Here is an 18,843-nt window from a genome sequence, read left to right as displayed (position 1 = left end):
TTCATCAGGCCTTGGGCGGCGCGGGCGGCGCCCCGCTGCCCAGCGCGGCGGGCACGGTGTCCTGTTCAGCCCGGCTGGGCAGGGACACCGGCATGGGCTCGGCGGCCGGCTTGCGCTTGAAATATTTCATGAACACCGCGCCGAAACCGGCCACGGCCAGGAAGATCACCTTCGCGAACTTGGCGAAAAACAGCGCGATCACCGCGAAGAAGCCCAGCTTTTTTGCGGCCACACCCAGCACCAGCGCGGCCAGGCCGTACTCGGCGACCTTGTCGGTCTTGGAATTGAAGTCGGCGTAGCGCTTGCCCTCGTCGTACTGCAGCGCCGCCAGCAGTTCCGCCGCCGCCGGTTTGTCCTTGGGCAGGTCGTCCAGCGCCGTCACCAGGTTCAGGCTGAAATAGCCTTCGCGGCCCAGGGTATAGGTGTTGTAGTTCACGCCCTGCGCGGCACCGGCAGGCGCGCCGCGGTCCTTGCTGGACATGGCCCAGACCAGGCGGTGCGTGGCGGCGTTGTAGGCCGGCTTTTCAGCCCAGCCCACGATTTCCAGCTCCGGGAAACCCATTTTCTTGCGGTCGGCGTTCGAGGCCTCCGTGCCTTCGCGGTAGCTCTTGAGCAGATCGTCCGCGTTCCAGTCCTTGGCGTCGTCGTCCTTCACATAGCCGGCCGCCTCGTAGCGCACCGTCATGAACCAGGAATCGCCGGTGGCTGGGAACACCAGGCCCTGCAGGCGGGTATCGGTGCCCGGGTTGCCCATGGCATTGAGCAGCTTGCCCGCCTGGGGCTGCGGCACGAAGATGCGGCCGGCGGGCAGCTTGAGCACGGCCTGGCTCGCCAGCGCGATGTCCTGCGGCCCCTCCTTGGCGGCGGCGCGGCCTTCAGCCCAGATTTTCTCCGACTCTTCTTTCGACAAGGTCTGCGCCATGGCGGCGGCGCACGACAACAAAACAGCCAGCGCGCAAACGCGCGTCCAAAAACGGTTCATCAAGCCCTCCCTGTTGGAATAAATTTCCAGATATTCTGACACGGCTCCCGGCGGGAGCCGTCCGCCCCCTTGATGTAGATCAACAGCGTCGCGGGCGGCCGTCCCTATAGTCAAACCGGCGGCTCGGTTTCCGGTAGGTGCGGCCCGGCAGTTGTCGGGCCGGCCGGCAGGTGCTGCCGTTAACCAGGGGGAGATCCATGACCACTCATCACGCCATCCACCACGGCAAGCAAGCGTCCGCCTCGCCGGCCGCCGTGGGGCCCGCCGACCTGGCCTTGCCACTGTCCGGGTTCTCGCAATGCCACTTCGGCATTGCCTCGCAGCTGCAGGCCTTCGCGGAGCTGCCGGGCCTGCTGGCGGCCCAGGCGCAGGCCCACACCATCGCCACTCGCACCTTGAGCCTCTTCAAATACGCCGTGGCCGGGCATCATGCCGACGAGGAGGGCGAGCTGTTTCCCGCCGTGTTGCGCGCCGCCGTCAAGGGGGAGGAGGCGGACCGGGTCCAGACCATGGTGATGCGCCTGACCGCCGACCACCGCCGCATCGATGCACTCTGGAAAGCGCTGGAGCCCGCAGTGAAAGCGGTGGCCAACAACCGGCCCGCCGACCTGGACCTGGTGGCCGTCGAGGCGCTGGTGCAGGCTTACCTCGCCCATGCGCGCTATGAGGAAGAGTTCTTCCTTCCGCTGGCCGAAGAGATCCTGGGCCGCAACGACAAACGCATGGCGGCCCTGGGCTTGTCGCTTCACCTCAGGCACGCACCCATGGTGTGAGCCACCGGGGGAGGCCGGTTTTCGCCCCGGCTTGCTCAGCCCTGCAACTGCCGCGCCAGCAGCACCGCCACGTGGATGGCCTCGCGCTGCGCGCCGTCCTTGATCTGGTGGCGGCAGCTGGTGCCGTCGGCCACCACGATGGCGTCGGGCTGCTTGCGCACCGCCGGCAGCAGGCTCAGCTCGGCCATCTGCATGGACACCTCGTAGTGCCCGGCCTCGTAGCCGAAGCTGCCGGCCATGCCGCAGCAGCTGGATTCGATCAGCTCGGGCTTGGCGCCCGGGATCAGCTTGAGCACGTCCAGGATGGGGCTGACCGCACCGAAGGCTTTCTGGTGGCAGTGGCCGTGCAAAAGAATGGGCTGGGCCGAAGGCTTGAGCCGGACCTTGAGCATTTCGAGTTTGCCGTCGGCCGCCTCGCGGGCCAGGAACTCCTCCAGCAGCAGCGCATGGTCGCTGATGGCCTGCGCCGCTTCGCCCAGGCCCATTACCAGCATCTCGTCGCGCAGCGTCAGCAGGCAGGACGGCTCCAGGCCGACGATGGCGATGCCCCGTTCGGCGAAGGGCAGCAGGGCGCCCACCACCTCGCGCGCCTTGGCCTTGGCCTTGTCCACCATGCCGCTGGCCAGGTAGGTCCGGCCGCAGCACAGGCTTTTTCCGTCGGCCACGGTCTTGGCCGCCACGTGCACGGTGTAGCCGGCCGCCTGCAGCACCTGGAGCGCGGCCAGCGCGTTTTCGGATTCGAAATAGCCATTGAAGGTGTCCACGAACAACACCACGGGCCGCGTGGCGGCCAGCACTTCCTCGCGGCTGGCGGTGTGGATGCGGCCCTGCGGCGCCGCGCCGGCTTCGCCCGACGCATCGAGGCGCCTCCAGAACGTATTGCCGCTCCACTGCGGCAGCGTGCGGCGTGCCGACAGGCCCAGCAGCTTTTCGCTCAGCGCGGCCATGCCCGGAATCTTGTCGCGCAGGTTGAGCAGCGGCGCAAAGCGGCTGGCCCAGTGCGCGTAGTCGGGCAGGTGGGCGACCAGCCGGTCCTTCAGCGTGTAGCCGTGTTTGGCCTTGTAGTGGTGCAAAAACTCCACCTTCATCTTGGCCATGTCCACGCCCGTGGGGCAGTCGCGCTTGCAGCCCTTGCAGCCCACGCACAAATCCATGGCCTCCTGCACGGCCTCGCTCGTGAAGGCGTCTTCTGCTTTCAAGCCGTCAAGCTGGCCCGACAGCGCCAGGCGCAAGGTATTGGCGCGTCCGCGTGTCAGGTGTTTTTCGTCGCGTGTGGCGCGGTAGCTGGGGCACATGGTGCCGGCGTCGAACTTTCTGCAGTGGCCGTTGTTGTTGCACATCTCCACCGCCTTGGCAAAACCCTGGGCCGGGTCGCCGCCCGTGCCCGGCTCACTGGTCTGCTCGGTCACCGGGTCGTTCTGCACGTTCCAGGCGCTCCAGTCGAGTGCGGTCTTGATCGGGATGACTTTGTAGCTGGGCGGGAAGCGCATCAGCCGCGCGTCGTCCATCTTGGGCGGGTTGATGATGCGGTTCGGGCTCAGCAGGTTCAGCGGGTCCAGGTAATTCTTGATCTGCGCAAAAGCGTCGTTGATCTTCGGGCCGAACTGCCATTCGATCCACTCGCCGCGGCACAGGCCGTCGCCGTGCTCGCCGCTGTAGGCGCCCTTGTAGTGGCGCACCAGGGCCGAGGCCTCTTCGGCGATCGCGCGCATCTTGGCGCCACCTTCGCGCCGCATGTCCAGGATGGGCCGCACGTGCAGCGTGCCGACCGAGGCGTGCGCATACCAGGTGCCCTTGCTGCCGTATTTGCGGAAGACCTGCGTCAGCGCGTCGGTGTATTCGGCCAGGTGTTCCAGCGGCACCGCGCAGTCCTCGATGAAGCTGACCGGTTTGCCGTCGCCCTTGAGACTCATCATGATGTTCAGGCCCGCCTTGCGCACTTCCCACAGGTTTTTCTGCGGGGCGTCCTCAATCATCTCGACCACCGAACCGGGCAGGCCCAGGTCGCCCATCAGTTCGACCAGCTGGCGCATCTTGGGCACCAGTTCAGACTTTGACTTGCCCGAAAACTCCACCAGCAAGATCGCATCGGGCCGGCCGATCAGGGCGGTGCGCACCGTGGGCGCGAAAGCCGGGTTCTGCAGCGAGAGTTCGATCATGGTGCGGTCCACCAGCTCGACCGCGCTCAGCGTGCCGTCGCCGCCCAGCTGCACGATGTGCTGGGCCGTGTCCATGGCTTTGTAGAAGGTCGGGAAGTTCACCACGCCCAGCACCTTGGTGCGCGGCAGCTCGGCCAGCCGCAGTGTCAGCGACTTCGTCAGCGCCAGCGTGCCTTCGCTGCCCACCAGCAGGTGGGCCAGGTTGACCGAGCCGTCCTGGGTGTAGGGCTTCTCGTTCTGGTTGTTGAAGATGTCCAGGTTGTAGCCGGCCACGCGGCGCAGCACCTTGGGCCAGTGCGCCTCGAGTTCGGGCCGCAGCTGGTCGGACAGCGCTTTCACGTAGTCGCCCAGCTCGCGCGCCGCACCGCCTGCCTTGTCGTAGCGTCCCAGTTCCAGCAGGCTACCGTCGGAGCGCCAGGCTGTCGCGCCCAGCACGTTGTGCACCATGTTGCCGTAAGCGATGCTGCGGCTGCCACAGGAGTTGTTGCCCGCCATGCCGCCCAGCGTGGCCTGCGCGCTGGTGGAGACGTCCACCGGGTACCAGAGGCCGTGCTGCTTGAGCGAGGCGTTCAGGTGGTCCAGCACGATGCCGGGCTGAACCTCGGCCGTGCGCTCGCCCAGGTCCACGTCCAGGACGTTGCGCAGGTATTTGGCATGGTCAATGACCAGGCCCGCGCCCACGGTCTGCCCGCACTGGCTGGTGCCGCCGCCGCGCGGGACGATGGGCACCTGCAGGTCACGGCAGATGTCCAGCGCGGTTTTTACGTCGTCGTCGGTGCGCGGCACGAACACGCCCACGGGCGTGACCTGGTAGATGGACGCGTCAGTGGCGTAGCGGCCCCGGTCCGCCGGCGAGAACAGCACCTCGCCCTGGGTTTCGGCGGCCAGGCGCGCGGCCAGCCGGCCGGCGACTTCATTGCTGATGCGGGCCACGTCGTCATAGGCCTGGGCCGCGGCTTCGCGGCTGATCTTGAGGGGGAGGGGGGCGTTCATCGCGGCGTTTCGCCTTTTCTGTGGGGTACTGTTGTGGTGAGGGCGGCCCGGGCACCTGGCCCGGCCTGCCGCACTCAGGCCTTGGCGCTTTCGGTTGCGGCCGTGCGCAGCTGCTGCACCACGACATCGCGCTTGTTGGCCAGGTGGTCCAGCAGCACGCGGCGCATGGCGGCCGCGTCGCGCGCCTCCAGGGCTTCAATCATCTGCTCGTGTTCCTTCACGGCCGCTTTCCATTTTTCCTCGTCCTGGTTGGAGCGAAAGCGCAGCGCCTGCAGCCGCGCATTGACCTGTGCGTAGGTGCTGGCCAGCACCGGGTTCTTGGCCGCGGCGTTGATGGCGTTGTGGATCGCGGCGTTGAGCCGGTAGTAATTGGGCAGGTCGCGGCGCGTGTAGGCGGCCAGCATTTCGAAGTGCATGGCCTTGATCTCGGCCAGCTCGGCCGCGGTGATGCGTTCGGCGGCCAGCTCACCCGACTGCGCTTCCAGCCCGGCCATCACCTCGAAGGTGTTGAGCACGTCGGCTTCCGTCAGCGCCACCGCGATCGCGCCGCGGTTCGGCAGCAGTTCCACCAGGCCCTCGGCGGCCAGCATCTTGATGGCCTCGCGCAGCGGCGTCCGCGAGACGTTGAGCACCTCGCTGAGCTCGCGCTCATTGAGTTTGGCGCCCGGCAGGATGCGGTTTTCCACCAGCATCTGGCGCAGCCGGTGCGCCACCTGTTCATGCAGCGCCGCACGCGGGATAGGGATGATTTCAGCAGCCATGTGGAAATTTTGTATGCAAAAAATACCCCTGTCAAATCAATTTGTAGTCCTTTGGTGACTTGACAAATGAATTTTGTATGCAAAAAATAGGGGCTTACTTCAGGAGCAGACCGCCATGTTGACGCTTGACTTTCACCCCACGGGACGTCATTTCTTGCAGATTCCCGGCCCCTCGCCGGTGCCGGACCGCATCCTGCGGGCCATGAGCCTGCCCACCATTGACCACCGCGGCCCTGAATTCGCCGCACTGGGCCTGAAAGTGCTGGCCGACATCAAGAAGATCTTCCAGACCAAACAACCCGTCATCATTTATCCGGCGTCCGGCACCGGCGCCTGGGAAGCGGCCCTGTCCAACACCCTGAACCCCGGCGACCACGTGCTGATGTATGAAACCGGCCACTTCGCCGCGCTGTGGCAAAAGCTGGCCGCGCGCCTGGGCCTGAAGACCGAAGTCATCAGCTACCCCGGCGCCGACGTCTGGCGCCACGGCGTGCAGGCCGCGCTGATCGAAGAACGCCTGAAGGCCGACACCCAGCACAGCATCAAGGCCGTTTGCGTGGTGCACAACGAAACCTCCACCGGCGTCACCAGCAACATCGCCGCCGTGCGCAAGGCCATGGACGCCGCCAAACATCCGGCGCTGCTGCTGGTCGACACGATTTCCGGCCTGGCCTCGGCCGACTACCGCCACGACGAGTGGGGTGTCGACGTCAGCATCAGCGGCTCGCAAAAAGGCCTGATGCTGCCGCCCGGCATCAGCTTCAACGCCGTTTCCGCCAAGGCCATTGAGGCCAGCAAAAAAGCCACGCTGCCCAAGGCCTTCTGGGCCTGGGACGAGATCATCGAGATGAACAAGTCCGGCTACTGGCCGTCCACTCCCAACACCAACCTGCTGTACGCACTCAGCGAAGCCTGCGACATGCTGCTGGAGCACGGCCTGGAAACGGTGTTTGCGCGCCACCAGCGCTGGGCCGTCGGCGTGCGCGCGGCGGTCAAGGCCTGGGGCCTGCAGATCCAGTGCGCCGACCCGTCGGTGTACTCGCCGGTGCTGACCGGCGTGATGACGCCCGAGGGTGTCGACGCCGACGCGGTGCGAAAGATCATTTACGAACGCTTCGACTGCTCGCTCGGCACCGGCCTCGGCAAGGTCAAGGGCAAGATGTTCCGCATCGGCCACCTGGGTGACTGCAACGACCTCACGCTGATGGCGGCGCTGAGCGGCTGCGAAATGGGCCTGAAACTTGCCGGCGTCAAACTCGCCGGCTCGGGTGTGCAGGCCGCCATGGACCATTTCTCCAGCCATGCGGCCGTGGTGCCGCAGCGCAAGGCGGCCTGAAGAGCATCTGACAAAAGCCTGAAAAAGGCGCGCACCCACAACGCCAATATTCACGTCACGTTAACTTGCCAAACTGTCACCGAGCTTTTTTATATTACCGACCAGGAAGGGAAACCATGCAACGCAGAACCTTTATCAGCGCGACGGCGGCCACGGCCGCCATGGTGGCATCGCCCATGCTCAGGGCGCAGACCCTGCCGTCCGGGCCGGTCCGCATCGTTGTGGGTTTCCCGCCCGGCGGCGGCACCGACGCGCTGGCGCGTGTGGTCGGGCAAAAGCTCTCCACCATGTGGAACATCTCGGTGGTGATTGAAAACAAGGGCGGCGCCGCCGGCGTCATCGCGGCCGACTACGTCGCCAAGCAGCCCGGCGACGGCAACACCCTGCTCATGGCCCACATCAACAGCCACGCGCTGGCGCCGGCGCTCGGCATCAAGCTGGGCTACAACCCCGAGCGCGACTACGTGCCCATCAGCATGGTGGGCGTCACGCCCAACATGCTGATCTGCAATGCCGACCAGCCCGCCAAGACCGTCAAGGACCTGGTCGCGCTGTGCAAGGCCAAGCCCGGCCAGATCAGCTTCGCTTCGGCCGGCGGCGGCTCGGCCCAGCATTTCGCGCTCGAGATGTTCAAGCTGCAGGCGAAGATTTTCGCGCTGCACATTCCTTACCGCGGCTCCGGCCCGGCCCTGGTCGACCTGATAGGCGGTCAGGTCAACTACTGCTTTGAAACCATGACCTCGGCCACGCCGCACGTCAAGAGCGGCAAGGCCATCGCGCTGGCGCAGACGCGCCTGAAGCGCGCCAAAGGCCATCCCAACGTGCCCACCATGGCCGAATCCGGCTTTCCGGGCTTCGAGGCGACGGTGTGGTACGGCCTCATGGGCCCGTCCAAGATGCCGCCGGCCATGGTGCAGCGCATGAACGAAGACGTCAACAAGGTGCTGGCCATGTCCGACGTGCAGGAAAAGATGGAGCAGTATGGCGCCGAAGACGGCGGCGGCAGCACCGAGAAGTTTGCCTCCTTCATCAAGGCAGAGCAGAAGAAGTGGGCGCAGGTAGCGGAGCAAGCCAAGGTCAAGATTGACGCTTGATGAGGAGCTACTCAAAAACCCTCCTGGCGTTGTTGCGCCGCCTTGCCGTGCTGTAGCACTGTCTGCGGCGACGCGCCTAGCCAGGACCGCTTCGCTGGGTTTTGTGAGCAGCTCCAGACCGGCCCTGAGCCGGTTTTTTATGAACAACAATTTTTCAACAAGGGTAGGGATCGTTTCATGACAGTTGTGAATTTTTCAAGGGCCGGCCGTCTGCTGGCCGGTTTTTTCCTGTGCGCCGCCAGCGTGGGCGCCTCGGCCGACATCATCCTGGGCCACTCGGGCGACCTCTCCGGCACCAGCGCCGCGCTCACCACCGACTACGTGCGCGGCATGAATGCCTACTTTGACGACGTCAACAAAAAAGGCGGCATACGCGGCGAGAAGATCAAGCTCGTCAGCCTGGACGACGGCTTCAACCCCGACAAGACCGCCGACAACACCAAGGCGCTGATCGAGCAGAACGCGGTGGCCCTGGTGGGCTTTCGCGGAACCGCCAACATGCTGAAAATCGTGCCCATCGTCCAGGGCGCGGGCATTGCCCAGATCGGCAACACCAGCGGCGCCAAGTCGCTGCGCGATCCTTTTGTGCCCAACCTGTTCCACGTGCGCGCCAGCACCACCGACGAGATCGAGGCCGCCGTCAACCATGCCTGGACCATAGGCATCAACAAGATCGGCGTCGCCTACCAGGACGACGCCTTCGGCAAGGAAGGCCTGGAGGCGCTCAATGCCGCCATGCAAAAGCGCAATGCCGCGCCGGTCGCCGTGGCACCCGTGCCGCGCGGCACGGTGGACGTGGCCAAGGCGGTGGACCTGATCGCCGCCGCCCAACCGCAGGCCGTGATACTGATCGCCCAGGCCAAGCCGAATGCCGCCTTCATCAAAGCCTACAAGGCCAAGGGCGCGAGCGCGCAGTTCATGGTGCTCAGCGTGTCCTCGGGCCTGCACGCCGAACTCAAGGAGCCGGCCGCCGGTGTCATCGTCTCCCAGGTCGTGCCTTACCCCTTCACAGAACTTGGCAACGCCGCCGTGAAGGAATACCAGACCGTGATCTCGGGAACTGCCGACAAGAAGTTCAGCTACAACAGCATGGAAGGTTTCCTCAACGCCAAGCTGGTGGTCCGCGCGCTGCAGAAGACGCCGGCGCCCGTCACGCGTGCCAAGCTGATCAGCACGATGGAAGGCTTCACCAGTGAAGACCTGGGCGGCTATGCGATCACCTACAGCAAGCAGAGCAACCTGGGCTCACGATTCGTCAACCTGACGATGATTCGCGCCGACGGCACCTTCGCGCGTTAAGGCGAGTTCCCGTCAAGCAGCAGGCGGCGGCGTCTTCGGTTCGTAATCGCACCAGGGCGCCACCGCGCACTGCCAGCACAGCGGCTTGCGCGCGATGCACACATAGCGCCCGTGCAGGATCAGCCAGTGGTGCGCGTCCACCAGGTACTCGGTGGGCACGCGCTTGAGCAGGTTCATCTCCACTTCCAGCGGGTTTTTCCCGGGCGCCAGGCCGGTGCGGTTGCTCACGCGGAAGATGTGCGTGTCCACCGCCATCACCGCCTCGCCGAAGGCCGAGTTCAGCACCACATTGGCCGTCTTGCGCCCCACACCCGGCAGGGCTTCCAGCGCCTCGCGCGTGCGCGGCACCTGGCCGCCGTGCTGCTTCACCAATATCTCGCAGGTCGCCAGCAGGTTTTTGGCCTTGGTGCGGTACAAGCCTATGGTGCGGATGTAGGACTCCAGTCCCTCGAGCCCCAGATCGAGGATGGCCTGCGGCGTATTCGCCACCGGGTAGAGCTTGCGTGTGGCCTTGTTCACCCCCACGTCGGTCGCCTGCGCGCTCAGCAGCACGGCGGCCAGCAATTCGAACACGCTGGTGTATTCAAGCTCCGTCACCGGCATCGGGTTGGCGGCCTTGAGGGTGGCGAAGAACGGGGCGATGGCTTCTTTTTTCATGCCCCGCAGTGTATCGGCCGCGGGTGGGTGCCGTCTCAGGCCGCCATGCGCGGCACGTCCCACACCGAGCTCGGCGGTTCGCCGGCGCGCTGGAGCTGCGCCTGCACCGCCTGCCAGATGGCATTGCAGTCATCGGGCCTGGCGGTGTCGGCGGCCAGGTAGGCCAGGTGCGCTGCCTGGGCCGCGGCCTGCATGCGTTCGTGGGTTTCGGCATTCGGGGCGATCCCCAGCAAGGTGGGCGTGACCGGCAGGCCCTCGCAGGCCGCGGTCATGCGGCCCATCAGCGCGTCGTCGAATTTGGGCGCGCCGCTGAACAGCATCACAAAATGCGGCCAGTCCGGCAGGAAGGCGCGGCGCAGCCCGTGGGTCAGGCCGTTGCGCGCCACCGCGATCATGCGGCACGGGTGCCCGCTTTCCATGAACTCCACGTACTCGCTGCTGCCGTCCATGTCCTGTTCGCCCGCGAAGCGCCGCTTGGCCACGGTCCCGCCGGTGCGCTGCGCCAGCCAGGCGACCATGGCGAAGGCCTCGTTGCCGCCGGCCGCGCAAATGCCGACCCGGTGAAAGGCATCGGGATCGGCCAGGCCCTGCGCCTGCGGCAACTGCATGGGCGCCGACAGGCGCCGCAGCACGGAGGAGGGCGCGTACTGCACGCCTTTTTCGAACTGCTCGCGCAGCGCCATCACGCGGCGGCCGAACTGCACGGCCGATTCGGTGGCCTGCGACATCACCATGGACCATGGCGTGGGCAGGATGCGCCGCCCCCGGCTCAGGTGCACGGTATGCGGCGAGTGGTGGCGCGGATCTTCGGCCACGCGCTGCAGCAGGGCGCGCAGCGCCGGCGAAGGGCCTTCCGCCCAATGAATGAACCAGCCGCTCTGGTACTGCAGGATCGCGTGGATGCCGTCCACCGCGTTGTGGCGCAGCGAGTGCGCGCGTATGTCCTCCATCTGCGCGTAGATGCCTTCCTTCATGTGGCAGATGCTGGCTGTCACCACACGCTCGACTTCCGCGTGTCCAGGGGTGGCCACGTAGGGCGCGATGCTGTTCACCATGAGGCCATCCTGCCCCATAAGCAAAATCTGCGTCAATCCCCGCCCCTAAAAGGTGCAGGTGAATAGTGGCAAAAACGCAGCGTCAACAGAGTGGCAACATTTTCTTGCAACTCGCTGGAACCATGCAGTGCATGATGCGCGGCCAATGGCGATGCGGCCGGCGCGGGTCATTACGGGGGTTGACGCGGCCTGAACTGCTTTAGCATCGCAGCCATGAAAGCTCACACTCTTTTACGCCTGCTGGCCGCTTCCCTGGCCGCCACATTGCTTGTCAGCTGCGCCGCCGCGCCGGGCAATGCGCCGCGCCCCAAACTGGTGGTCTTGCTCGTTGTCGACGGCCTGCCGCAGCGCCAGGTGCTGGACTACCGCGACCAGCTCGCGCCCGACGGCTTCGCGCGCTTCCTGGACCGCGGCGCCTGGTTCGCCAATGCGCACTACGGCCATGCCTTCACTGTCACTGCGGCCGGCCACGCGACCATGCTCACCGGCGCCTATCCGCATCGCACGGGCATCATCGGCAACGACTGGCGCGACCCGGTCACGGCCGAGCCGGTGTACTGCACCGGCGACACAGCCGCCACCTACATAGGCCACACGACCAACGCGCTCGACGGCACCAGCCCGAAAAACCTTAAGGCCGAAACCGTCGGCGACGTGCTGCGCCGCGTCGACGGCCGCTCCAAGGTCATCGGCATCTCGGGCAAGGACCGCGGCGCCATCCTGCCCGCGGGCAAGACCGGCATCGCCTATATGTATATGGGCGCCACCGGCCAGTTCGCCTCCAGCACCCACTACATGGCCGCGCACCCGGCCTGGGTCGATCGCTTCAACGCAGGCAAGCCGGCCGACCGCTACTTCAAGGCCGAATGGAAGGCCTTGCTGCCCGAAGCCGCCTACGCGCGCTCGCTGCCCGACCAGCAGCCCTGGTACGGCCCGGCGGGCGGCGGCCTGCCGGCGCTGTACGGTGCGAAGGACGACACGGCGCCCGGCCCGCGTTTTTACAACTCGCTGTTGCGCGGCCCCTTTGTCGATGCGATGTCGCTGGACTTCGCGCGCGCCGCCATCGCCGGCGAGCAGCTGGGCCAGGACGACATTCCCGACATCCTCTCGGTCAGTCTCTCCGGCCACGACTATGTGAACCACGCCTTCAGCGCCGAGTCGCGCCTCTCGCACGACCATTTGCTGCAGCTGGATCGCCTGCTGCAGGCTTTCTTCCAGGACCTGGACGCGCGCATCGGCAAGGACAACTACATCGCTGTTCTCACCGCCGACCACGGCTTCATGCCATCGCCCGAATACAACGCCAGCCAGGGCCGCGAGTCCGGCCGCATCAACGGCAGCCAGGTGCTGGCCCGCGTCAACGCCGGGCTGGAGAAACGTTTCGGCGAAGGCAAGTGGGCCGCGGGCTTCTCGGGCTCCAGCGTGCTGCTCAACAAACAGCTCATTGCGCAAAAGAAAGCCGATGCCGATGCCCTGGCCGAAGAAACCCGTGCGCTGCTGATGGCCGAGCCCGGTTTTGCCGCAGCCTATACCCGGCGCGAGCTGCAAAGCGGCAGCCGCGCCGGCGCGCCTTTCTTCGAGCAGATCCGAAAATCCTGGCACCCCGATGTTTCGGGTGACGTGCAGTATTCGCCCAAACCCGGCTGGATGTTCGGCAACACGGTTGCCACGCATGGCTCCCCCCATCCCTATGACACCCAGGTGCCCATCCTGGTCTACGGCCCCGCCTGGGTCAAAGCCGGCCGCGTCGATGCGCGCGTGGAGGTGGTGGACATCGCGCCCACGCTGTCGCGCGTGCTGCGCATCGCGCCGCCCTCATCGGCCGAAGGCAAGCTGCTGCCGCTGCCAGGCTTGTAGGGCAGGGCGCTCAGCCGCTCTTTTTCGCGGCGCGCTTGCGGGCCGGCGCCATGCCGTCGCCCGACTGGCGTATGGCGGCGATCAACTGCGTGGTGAAGGTCAGCACCAGCGGCGCCAGCGTCTGGCCCTCCAGCGACAGCACCTGCAGCACGCGCTGGCGCAGCTGCGGCTCGGCAAAAGGCACGGCGACCAACTGGCCCTGGCGTATCAGGTGCGCGGCCGTCAGATAGCCTGACAGCATGATGTCGCCGCTGCGCACGCTGGGCAGCAGCGCCGAGGAAAAATTACTGACCACCGAGGTTTGGTACTCCAGGCCCTGGATGCTGGCCACCATGTCGAAGAGCTGGCGGCCCGTCATGCCCTTGGCGCTGATGCCCAGCGGATATTTCACGACGGCGGCAGCCGTCACCGCGCGGGCCCGCGCCAGCGGGTGCGTGGGCAGCATCAGGGCGTAGATGGGCGCGGTGGCCGCATGCCGCACCGTCACGCCTTTTTCCGGCGCCACGCTGTATTTGAGTACCACGTCGGTCTCGCCCTGCAGCAGAAGGCGGCTGACAGCCTCGGGCGAGCCCACACTCAGTTCAATCAGCGCCTCGGGGTGGCTATGGCGAAAGCCGGTCATGACTTCCGGCATGAAGCCCGTCGCGAAGCCCTCGGTGCAGGCCACGCGCACGCGCCGCGCGCTATGGCCGGCCAGGCCGCGCACCTGTTCCATCACGCGTTCGGCGTCGTCGCTGCCCGCGCGCACGTGGGCCATCAGGCGTTCGCCCGCGTCCGTGGGCACCATGCCGCGCGCCTTGCGCTCGAACAGCGCGCAGCCCAACTGGTCTTCGAGTTTGCCGACCTGGCGGCTCACGGCCGAGGCCGCCACGTGCAACTGCGCCGCGGCCTGGCTGACCGAACCGGTGCGGGCCACCTCGAGGAAGTAGCGGATCTGTGTGCTGAAAAAAGAGGTTTTCATGCGGGGCGCCCCGGCGGTGAAAGCCATGATTTGCCAAAAAGGCAATGGCTTGTTGCTATATCTCTCATTGTAGTAAACCCCGATTCTTCCTACATTTGGTTTCATGCCGTGCTCCCCGTGCCGCGCGGCTTTTATAAAAACAGAAACATGCTGAGATCAGATTGCCTTGATGCCGCCGCGGCCTGGTTTGACGAGGGCCATTTTTTTGACGTCCTGCAAAGGCGCGTCGCGCTGCGTACCGAAAGCGACACCGGCCGGCCCAACCCCGCGCTGGCCGACTACCTGCACGGCGAGATGACGGACTCGCTGCGCGCGCTCGGCTTTTCCTGCAGCGTCGTGCCCAATCCGGTCGAGGGCGCCGGCCCTTTCCTGCTGGCGCGGCGCGTGGAAGATGCGGCGCTGCCCACGGTGCTGACCTACGGCCACGGCGATGTGGTCAGCGGTCAGGAAGGGCGCTGGCGCGAGGGGCTGCAGCCCTGGGACATCGTTCGCGAAGGCGAGCGCTGGTACGGCCGCGGCACCGCCGACAACAAGGGCCAGCACACCATCAACCTCGGCGCGCTGGCCAGCGTGATCAAGGCGCGCGGCGGCCGCCTCGGCTACAACGCCACGCTGCTGCTCGAGATGGGCGAAGAGGCCGCCTCGCCCGGCCTGCACGCTTTTTGCGAAAGCCAGCGCGCGCAACTCAAGGCCGACCTGCTGATCGCCTGCGACGGCCCGCGCGTGCATGCCGACAAACCCACGCTGTTTTTGGGCTCGCGCGGCGCCGTCAATTTCAGCCTGCGCCTGCGCGCGCGCGACAAGGCATACCACTCGGGCAACTGGGGCGGTGCCTTGCTCAACCCGGCCAGCGTGCTCGCCGGCGCCGTGGCCTCGCTGGTCGATGCGCGCGGGCGCATCCAGGTGCCGGCCCTCAAGCCGCGCATGCTGCCCCCATCCGTGCGCCGCGCGCTGGCCGGTGTGGACATTGGCGGCGGCGAAGACGACCCGCTGCCCGACGCCGGCTGGGGCGAGCCCGGCCTCAGCACCGCCGAACGCCTGATGGGCTGGAACACGATCGAAGTGCTGGCGCTGGGCGCCGGCTCGCCGCAGCGCCCCGTCAACGCGATTCCCGCCGAGGCCGTAGCCCATTGCCAGCTGCGCTTTGTGGTCGGCACGCCTTACCAGGACCTCGCCGGCATCCTGCGCAAGCACCTGGACCGCTACGGCTTCAACCGCGTCGAAGTCGAGATCACGCTCACCGGTGCGGCCACGCGCCTGGACCTGGACCACCCCTGGGTGGGCTGGGCGCAGCGCTCCATCACGCTGAGCAGCGGCAAGCCCACCGTCACGCTGCCCAACCTGGCCGGCTCCCTGCCCAACGACGTGTTCGCCGACCTGCTGGGCCTGCCCACGCTGTGGGTGCCGCACTCCTACCCGGCCTGCGCGCAGCACGCGCCGGACGAACACCTGCTGGCGCCGGTGGCGCGCGAGGGCCTGCGCATCATGGCCGGCCTCTACTGGGACCTGGGCGAGCCCGCCGGCTTGCCCTGGCATGCGGCGTCGGCCGCTGCCTGAGTTGTTATTGCCACCTACTGCTAACTATTGCCTCATTGGAGATGCCCATGCCTTCCGCTTCACGCCGGTCCCTGCTTCACACGGCCCTCCTGGTTGGCGCTGCCTGTTCGGCCCTCGCGCTTTCGGACTTGGCACAGGCACAGGCCTGGCCCACCAGGCCGATACGGATGGTGGTTCCCTTCCCGCCGGGTGGTGGCACCGATGTCGCGGCCCGCATCATCGGCGAGCGGCTCAGTGCCCGCCTGGGCCAGCCCGTGGTCATCGACAACAAGCCCGGCGCCGCCACGGCCATTGGCGTGGGCATGGTCATCGCGGCCGAGCCCGACGGCTACACGCTGCTGTTCTCGGGCTCCACCAGCTACACCGTCAACCCCGCGGTGCGCAGCAAGCTGGGCTACGACCCCTTCAAGCAGCTCTCGCCCATCGCCATGGTCGCGCGCACGCCGCTGGTGCTGGTGACTTCATCCACCGGGCCGTACAAAACGCTCAAGGACGTGCTGGCCAAAGCCAAGGCCGAGCCGGGCACCGTGACCTATGCCACCTTCGGCGCCGGCTCGGCGCCGCACCTGGCCGGCGAGATGCTGGCCAATGCCTCGGGCGTGAAGTTCTCCGCCATTCCCTATAAAGGCAGCGCCGAGGCCGATATCGGTGTGGTGCGCGCGGACGTGAGCATGGGCATAGACACCCTGGCGGCCGTGAATCCGCTGGTGCAGTCCGGCAAGCTGCGAGCCCTCGCGGTCGTCAGCGAAAAGCGCTCCGCCCAGATCCCCGGCGTGCCCGCGTATGGCGAGCTGCAGTTGTCGTCGGCGTTGCTGGACGGCTGGTACGCGATCGCCGCGCCGGCGGGTATTTCGCCTGCCGTGCGTGACCAGCTGCAGCAGGCGCTGACGGCCATCATCGCCGAGCCCGCGGTGGGCAGGAAGCTGCAGCAGCAGTCCCTGGAGCCGGCCTTCCTGGGCCCGCAGGCGCTGCGTGACTTGATGGATTCCGAGATCACGCGCTACCGCGCGACGGTGGCACGCGCCGGCATTCGCCTTGATTGAGCCGGCGCAGGCCTTATAGCGTCTTGACCGGAACGCACAGCCAGCAGCTGAAGTTTCCCGTTTTCGGGTCCATCACAAAGTCTTCTTCGTACAGTTCCAGCGCCGGTTTGTTGTCCGGCTGGTAGCCGCTTTGCGGCAGCCACTCGGCGAACATGTGCATCCAGGCTTCGTGCACCTCGTTGCCCGGCTTGCCGGTGAAGCGGCCGCAGGCATAGCGCCCGCCGCCGAAGTTTTGCACGCCTATCTCGCCTTGCGGCTTGAAGGCTTCATTCACCTCGATGCAGGCGTCGTAGCGGCACTTGTCGGCCGGCGTGATCTCGGGGTTGTCCTGGCTGATGCCGTACATCTTGGGGCGCGGGTTCATGTAGCCGTGCTGGCCGCACCAGGCGGCAAAGCGCTGCCACAGCTGCGCCACGCCGTCGCCGTAGGGCCCCGTGTTGCGCATATAGGCCAGGCGCATGGGGGGAAGGGTTTTGAGTTCAATGTGCATGGCAAGGGTCTTTTCGGATGAAGGTACCGGCCCGGCGGGCCAGAGGGTTCTATCTTTGAACAACGCCATGATGGAGTCTTGATTCGGCTTGTGATTGCCTTGATGAATCTTGCTAAGTTCAATCTGCCGGCGCGTCGCCCACTCGCGCCAGCCCCCGCGCCGCCAGGCCGTGGGCGTCATGCCGAAGTGGGCCCTGAAGGCGCGGCTGAAGACTTCCGCTGAAGCGAAGCCGGTGTCGAGCGCGATCTGCAGCGCCGTCTGCGGCGTAAAAATCAGGCGCTGGGCCGCGGCCTCCAGCCGCAGGCGGCGCACGCAGTCGGCCAGGGTTTCACCCGTGACCGCCTGGAACACCCGGTGAAAGTGCCAGGGTGAGAAGTACGCCACGTCGGCCAGCGCCTGCAGGTCCAGCGTGCCGGCCAGGTTGGCGCTGATGTGGTCCACCACGCGGTTGATGCGGGCGATGTAGGCGTGGCGGGCCGCGGGTTGAAGCTCAAGCTCTGTCATGAAAGTTCGGCCACAAATTTTTCGGCCTGCGCGAGCATGCCGTTGCGTATGGCCGTGAACACCGGCTTGGGGAAGTCCGGCGGCAGTTGTTCGGCCACGCGCTCCAGCGCGTCGGGCACCTGCAGCACCAGCGCCACCATCTGGTCGAAGGCGCCCGGCACGCCGCTTTGCCGCGCCAGGGCTTCCCAGTGGCGCGTGCGGATTTCGTGCAGGTGGTAGTGCGTATTCTTGTTGCGCAAGGCCATGGCCAGTTTGGCGCGGCGCGGGCTGACCTGGTTGGGACCGCTGCCAATGATGGGCCAGGCCGACAGCACGTCGTACAGCGGCGTCATGCGAAAGCTGCCGCCGCGCTCCAGGAAGATCGAGAAATTCTTGGCATGGCCGTCGGTGGCCCCCATGATCCAGAAGGCCAGCTGGACCTGCGCGAAATGCAGCGCGTCCGCGCGGGCATTGCTGCCACCGCCCAGCAAGTCCAGGCCCGCGCGTATGCCGGGGCCGCCGTCGCTTTCATACTTGAGGTCGCCGGGTGTCCCGGTGGCCTGGCAGAAATCCTCTTGCGGCAGCCGCGCGATCCATGCGCCGCCGTCCATCCAGCGCCTGTCGAAGCGCTCCACGATCAGCACTTTTCGGTTGCCGAAGCGGCCCATCTCCGTCGGCGCGACCTCAAACCCCAATTCGCCCAGCAAGGTAGCGCAGAGCCATTCGTTCTCCACCGAGTCCGTCATGTCGGCGCGCATATTGCCCACCAGGCCCAGTGGCAGCTTGAAGATGTGCGTGGTCGGTGTAGAGCCTGACGGGAGGTGCCAGCGCTGGCCAATGCGCAGCAGTGCTGTTTTTTCCTGCGCACCGGCAATCGAGATCCGGAAGTCATCCGCCAGCGAGGCGCCTTCCGCGCCGTCCCCGGTTATCTCGCCCAGCAACTTCTCCACCTGGTTGTCGCTCAGCGGCGTGCTGTCGATGCGGTCGTGCGGCGGTGGCTGCAGGCCTTGTGGCATCAACTGAAGCGCACCTACGCAATCGCGGCCCACGGCGGCCAGCAGGTCCGCCGCGCGAATGGAAGAGGTCCCGAAGCGCCGCCGTAGCCGTTCGCGGATGCGGCTGCTGTCGGGCAGCAGGTTGTCGAAGTAATGCTCGACCTTGGCGCCCATCACGTCGCCGCCGCCGGCCGGCATGGGGAGCGAGACCGACAGCGGACGCGCCTGGGGCGAGCGCAGCCAGCTCTCGTCGTAGCGAAAGCCCGGGGTGCCGGTGCGCGTCCAGAACCACAGGCCCACGTGCTGGCCGTTCATCCACACATCAAGATCGGCGAATGCCATGGGCCA

Annotated in this window: 15 protein-coding genes; 7 read left to right on the top strand and 8 right to left on the bottom strand. The window is 66.5% G+C overall.

The window, feature by feature from the left end; all coding sequences use genetic code 11:
* Nucleotides 1–4: 4 nt before the first annotated feature.
* A complete protein-coding gene (locus tag ACSQ27_RS08600; RefSeq protein ID WP_436155034.1) occupies nucleotides 5–982 on the bottom strand; it encodes a DUF2167 domain-containing protein in 978 nt (325 codons plus the stop codon).
* 197 nt (nucleotides 983–1,179) lie between these two features.
* On the opposite strand from ACSQ27_RS08600, the gene ACSQ27_RS08595 reads away from it, so the two are divergent.
* Nucleotides 1,180–1,755, top strand: a complete 576-nt coding sequence (locus ACSQ27_RS08595) for a hemerythrin domain-containing protein (RefSeq protein WP_436155033.1) — start codon at nucleotides 1,180–1,182, stop codon at nucleotides 1,753–1,755.
* Between the two features lie 35 nt (nucleotides 1,756–1,790).
* Here ACSQ27_RS08595 and ACSQ27_RS08590 read toward each other — a convergent pair whose 3' ends face one another.
* The gene (locus ACSQ27_RS08590) at nucleotides 1,791–4,907 is read right to left on the bottom strand and encodes an FAD-binding and (Fe-S)-binding domain-containing protein (protein WP_436155032.1); all 3,117 of its coding nucleotides are present in this window, start codon (nucleotides 4,905–4,907) and stop codon (nucleotides 1,791–1,793) included.
* A gap of 74 nt (nucleotides 4,908–4,981) precedes the next feature.
* Entirely contained in the window at nucleotides 4,982–5,668 is a 687-nt protein-coding gene (locus ACSQ27_RS08585) for a GntR family transcriptional regulator (protein ID WP_436155031.1), read from the bottom strand.
* 115 nt (nucleotides 5,669–5,783) lie between these two features.
* Here ACSQ27_RS08585 and ACSQ27_RS08580 point away from each other — a divergent pair, with 115 nt between their 5' ends.
* The 3 genes from ACSQ27_RS08580 (at nucleotide 5,784) to ACSQ27_RS08570 (ending at nucleotide 9,397) form a co-directional block, all read left to right on the top strand.
* Nucleotides 5,784–7,004, top strand: coding sequence for a pyridoxal-phosphate-dependent aminotransferase family protein (locus tag ACSQ27_RS08580; RefSeq protein ID WP_436155030.1), 1,221 nt, complete (start codon nucleotides 5,784–5,786; stop codon nucleotides 7,002–7,004).
* A gap of 116 nt (nucleotides 7,005–7,120) precedes the next feature.
* On the top strand, nucleotides 7,121–8,098 hold the full coding sequence (locus ACSQ27_RS08575; RefSeq protein WP_436155029.1) for a Bug family tripartite tricarboxylate transporter substrate binding protein: 978 nt from the start codon (nucleotides 7,121–7,123) through the stop codon (nucleotides 8,096–8,098).
* Between the two features lie 177 nt (nucleotides 8,099–8,275).
* On the top strand, nucleotides 8,276–9,397 hold the full coding sequence (locus tag ACSQ27_RS08570; protein ID WP_436155028.1) for an ABC transporter substrate-binding protein: 1,122 nt from the start codon (nucleotides 8,276–8,278) through the stop codon (nucleotides 9,395–9,397).
* 12 nt (nucleotides 9,398–9,409) lie between these two features.
* Here the strand turns inward: ACSQ27_RS08570 and nth are convergent, their stop codons facing one another.
* Both nth and ACSQ27_RS08560 read right to left on the bottom strand, forming a co-directional pair.
* The gene (nth, locus tag ACSQ27_RS08565) at nucleotides 9,410–10,054 is read right to left on the bottom strand and encodes an endonuclease III (protein ID WP_436155027.1); all 645 of its coding nucleotides are present in this window, start codon (nucleotides 10,052–10,054) and stop codon (nucleotides 9,410–9,412) included.
* Nucleotides 10,055–10,089: 35 nt separating this feature from the next.
* Nucleotides 10,090–11,109, bottom strand: a complete 1,020-nt coding sequence (locus ACSQ27_RS08560) for a BLUF domain-containing protein (RefSeq protein WP_436155026.1) — start codon at nucleotides 11,107–11,109, stop codon at nucleotides 10,090–10,092.
* Nucleotides 11,110–11,322: 213 nt separating this feature from the next.
* On the opposite strand from ACSQ27_RS08560, the gene ACSQ27_RS08555 reads away from it, so the two are divergent.
* A complete protein-coding gene (locus tag ACSQ27_RS08555) occupies nucleotides 11,323–12,966 on the top strand; it encodes an alkaline phosphatase family protein (protein ID WP_436155025.1) in 1,644 nt (547 codons plus the stop codon).
* 10 nt (nucleotides 12,967–12,976) lie between these two features.
* Here the strand turns inward: ACSQ27_RS08555 and ACSQ27_RS08550 are convergent, their stop codons facing one another.
* On the bottom strand, nucleotides 12,977–13,927 hold the full coding sequence (locus ACSQ27_RS08550) for a LysR family transcriptional regulator (RefSeq protein WP_436155024.1): 951 nt from the start codon (nucleotides 13,925–13,927) through the stop codon (nucleotides 12,977–12,979).
* Nucleotides 13,928–14,074: 147 nt separating this feature from the next.
* On the opposite strand from ACSQ27_RS08550, the gene ACSQ27_RS08545 reads away from it, so the two are divergent.
* Nucleotides 14,075–15,484, top strand: a complete 1,410-nt coding sequence (locus ACSQ27_RS08545) for a M20 family metallopeptidase (RefSeq protein WP_436155023.1) — start codon at nucleotides 14,075–14,077, stop codon at nucleotides 15,482–15,484.
* A gap of 167 nt (nucleotides 15,485–15,651) precedes the next feature.
* Entirely contained in the window at nucleotides 15,652–16,527 is an 876-nt protein-coding gene (locus ACSQ27_RS08540; RefSeq protein WP_436155022.1) for a Bug family tripartite tricarboxylate transporter substrate binding protein, read from the top strand.
* Between the two features lie 13 nt (nucleotides 16,528–16,540).
* Here ACSQ27_RS08540 and ACSQ27_RS08535 read toward each other — a convergent pair whose 3' ends face one another.
* Together ACSQ27_RS08535 and ACSQ27_RS08530 are read right to left on the bottom strand one after the other, a co-directional pair.
* Nucleotides 16,541–17,521 (bottom strand): AraC family transcriptional regulator, encoded by a 981-nt coding sequence (locus ACSQ27_RS08535; protein ID WP_436155021.1) that lies wholly within the window; start codon nucleotides 17,519–17,521, stop codon nucleotides 16,541–16,543.
* A complete protein-coding gene (locus tag ACSQ27_RS08530) occupies nucleotides 17,518–18,837 on the bottom strand; it encodes a type II toxin-antitoxin system HipA family toxin (RefSeq protein ID WP_436155020.1) in 1,320 nt (439 codons plus the stop codon). The genes ACSQ27_RS08535 and ACSQ27_RS08530 overlap by 4 nt, the downstream gene beginning before the upstream one ends.
* Between the last annotated feature and the right edge of the window lie 6 nt (nucleotides 18,838–18,843).

It is taken from the genome of Polaromonas sp. LjRoot131, from assembly GCF_964252805.1.
In the GTDB taxonomy this organism is placed as follows: domain Bacteria; phylum Pseudomonadota; class Gammaproteobacteria; order Burkholderiales; family Burkholderiaceae_C; genus Polaromonas.
The sequence above is the reverse complement of the archived record's forward strand: the minus strand, read 5'-3'. Positions and strand labels throughout refer to the sequence as shown.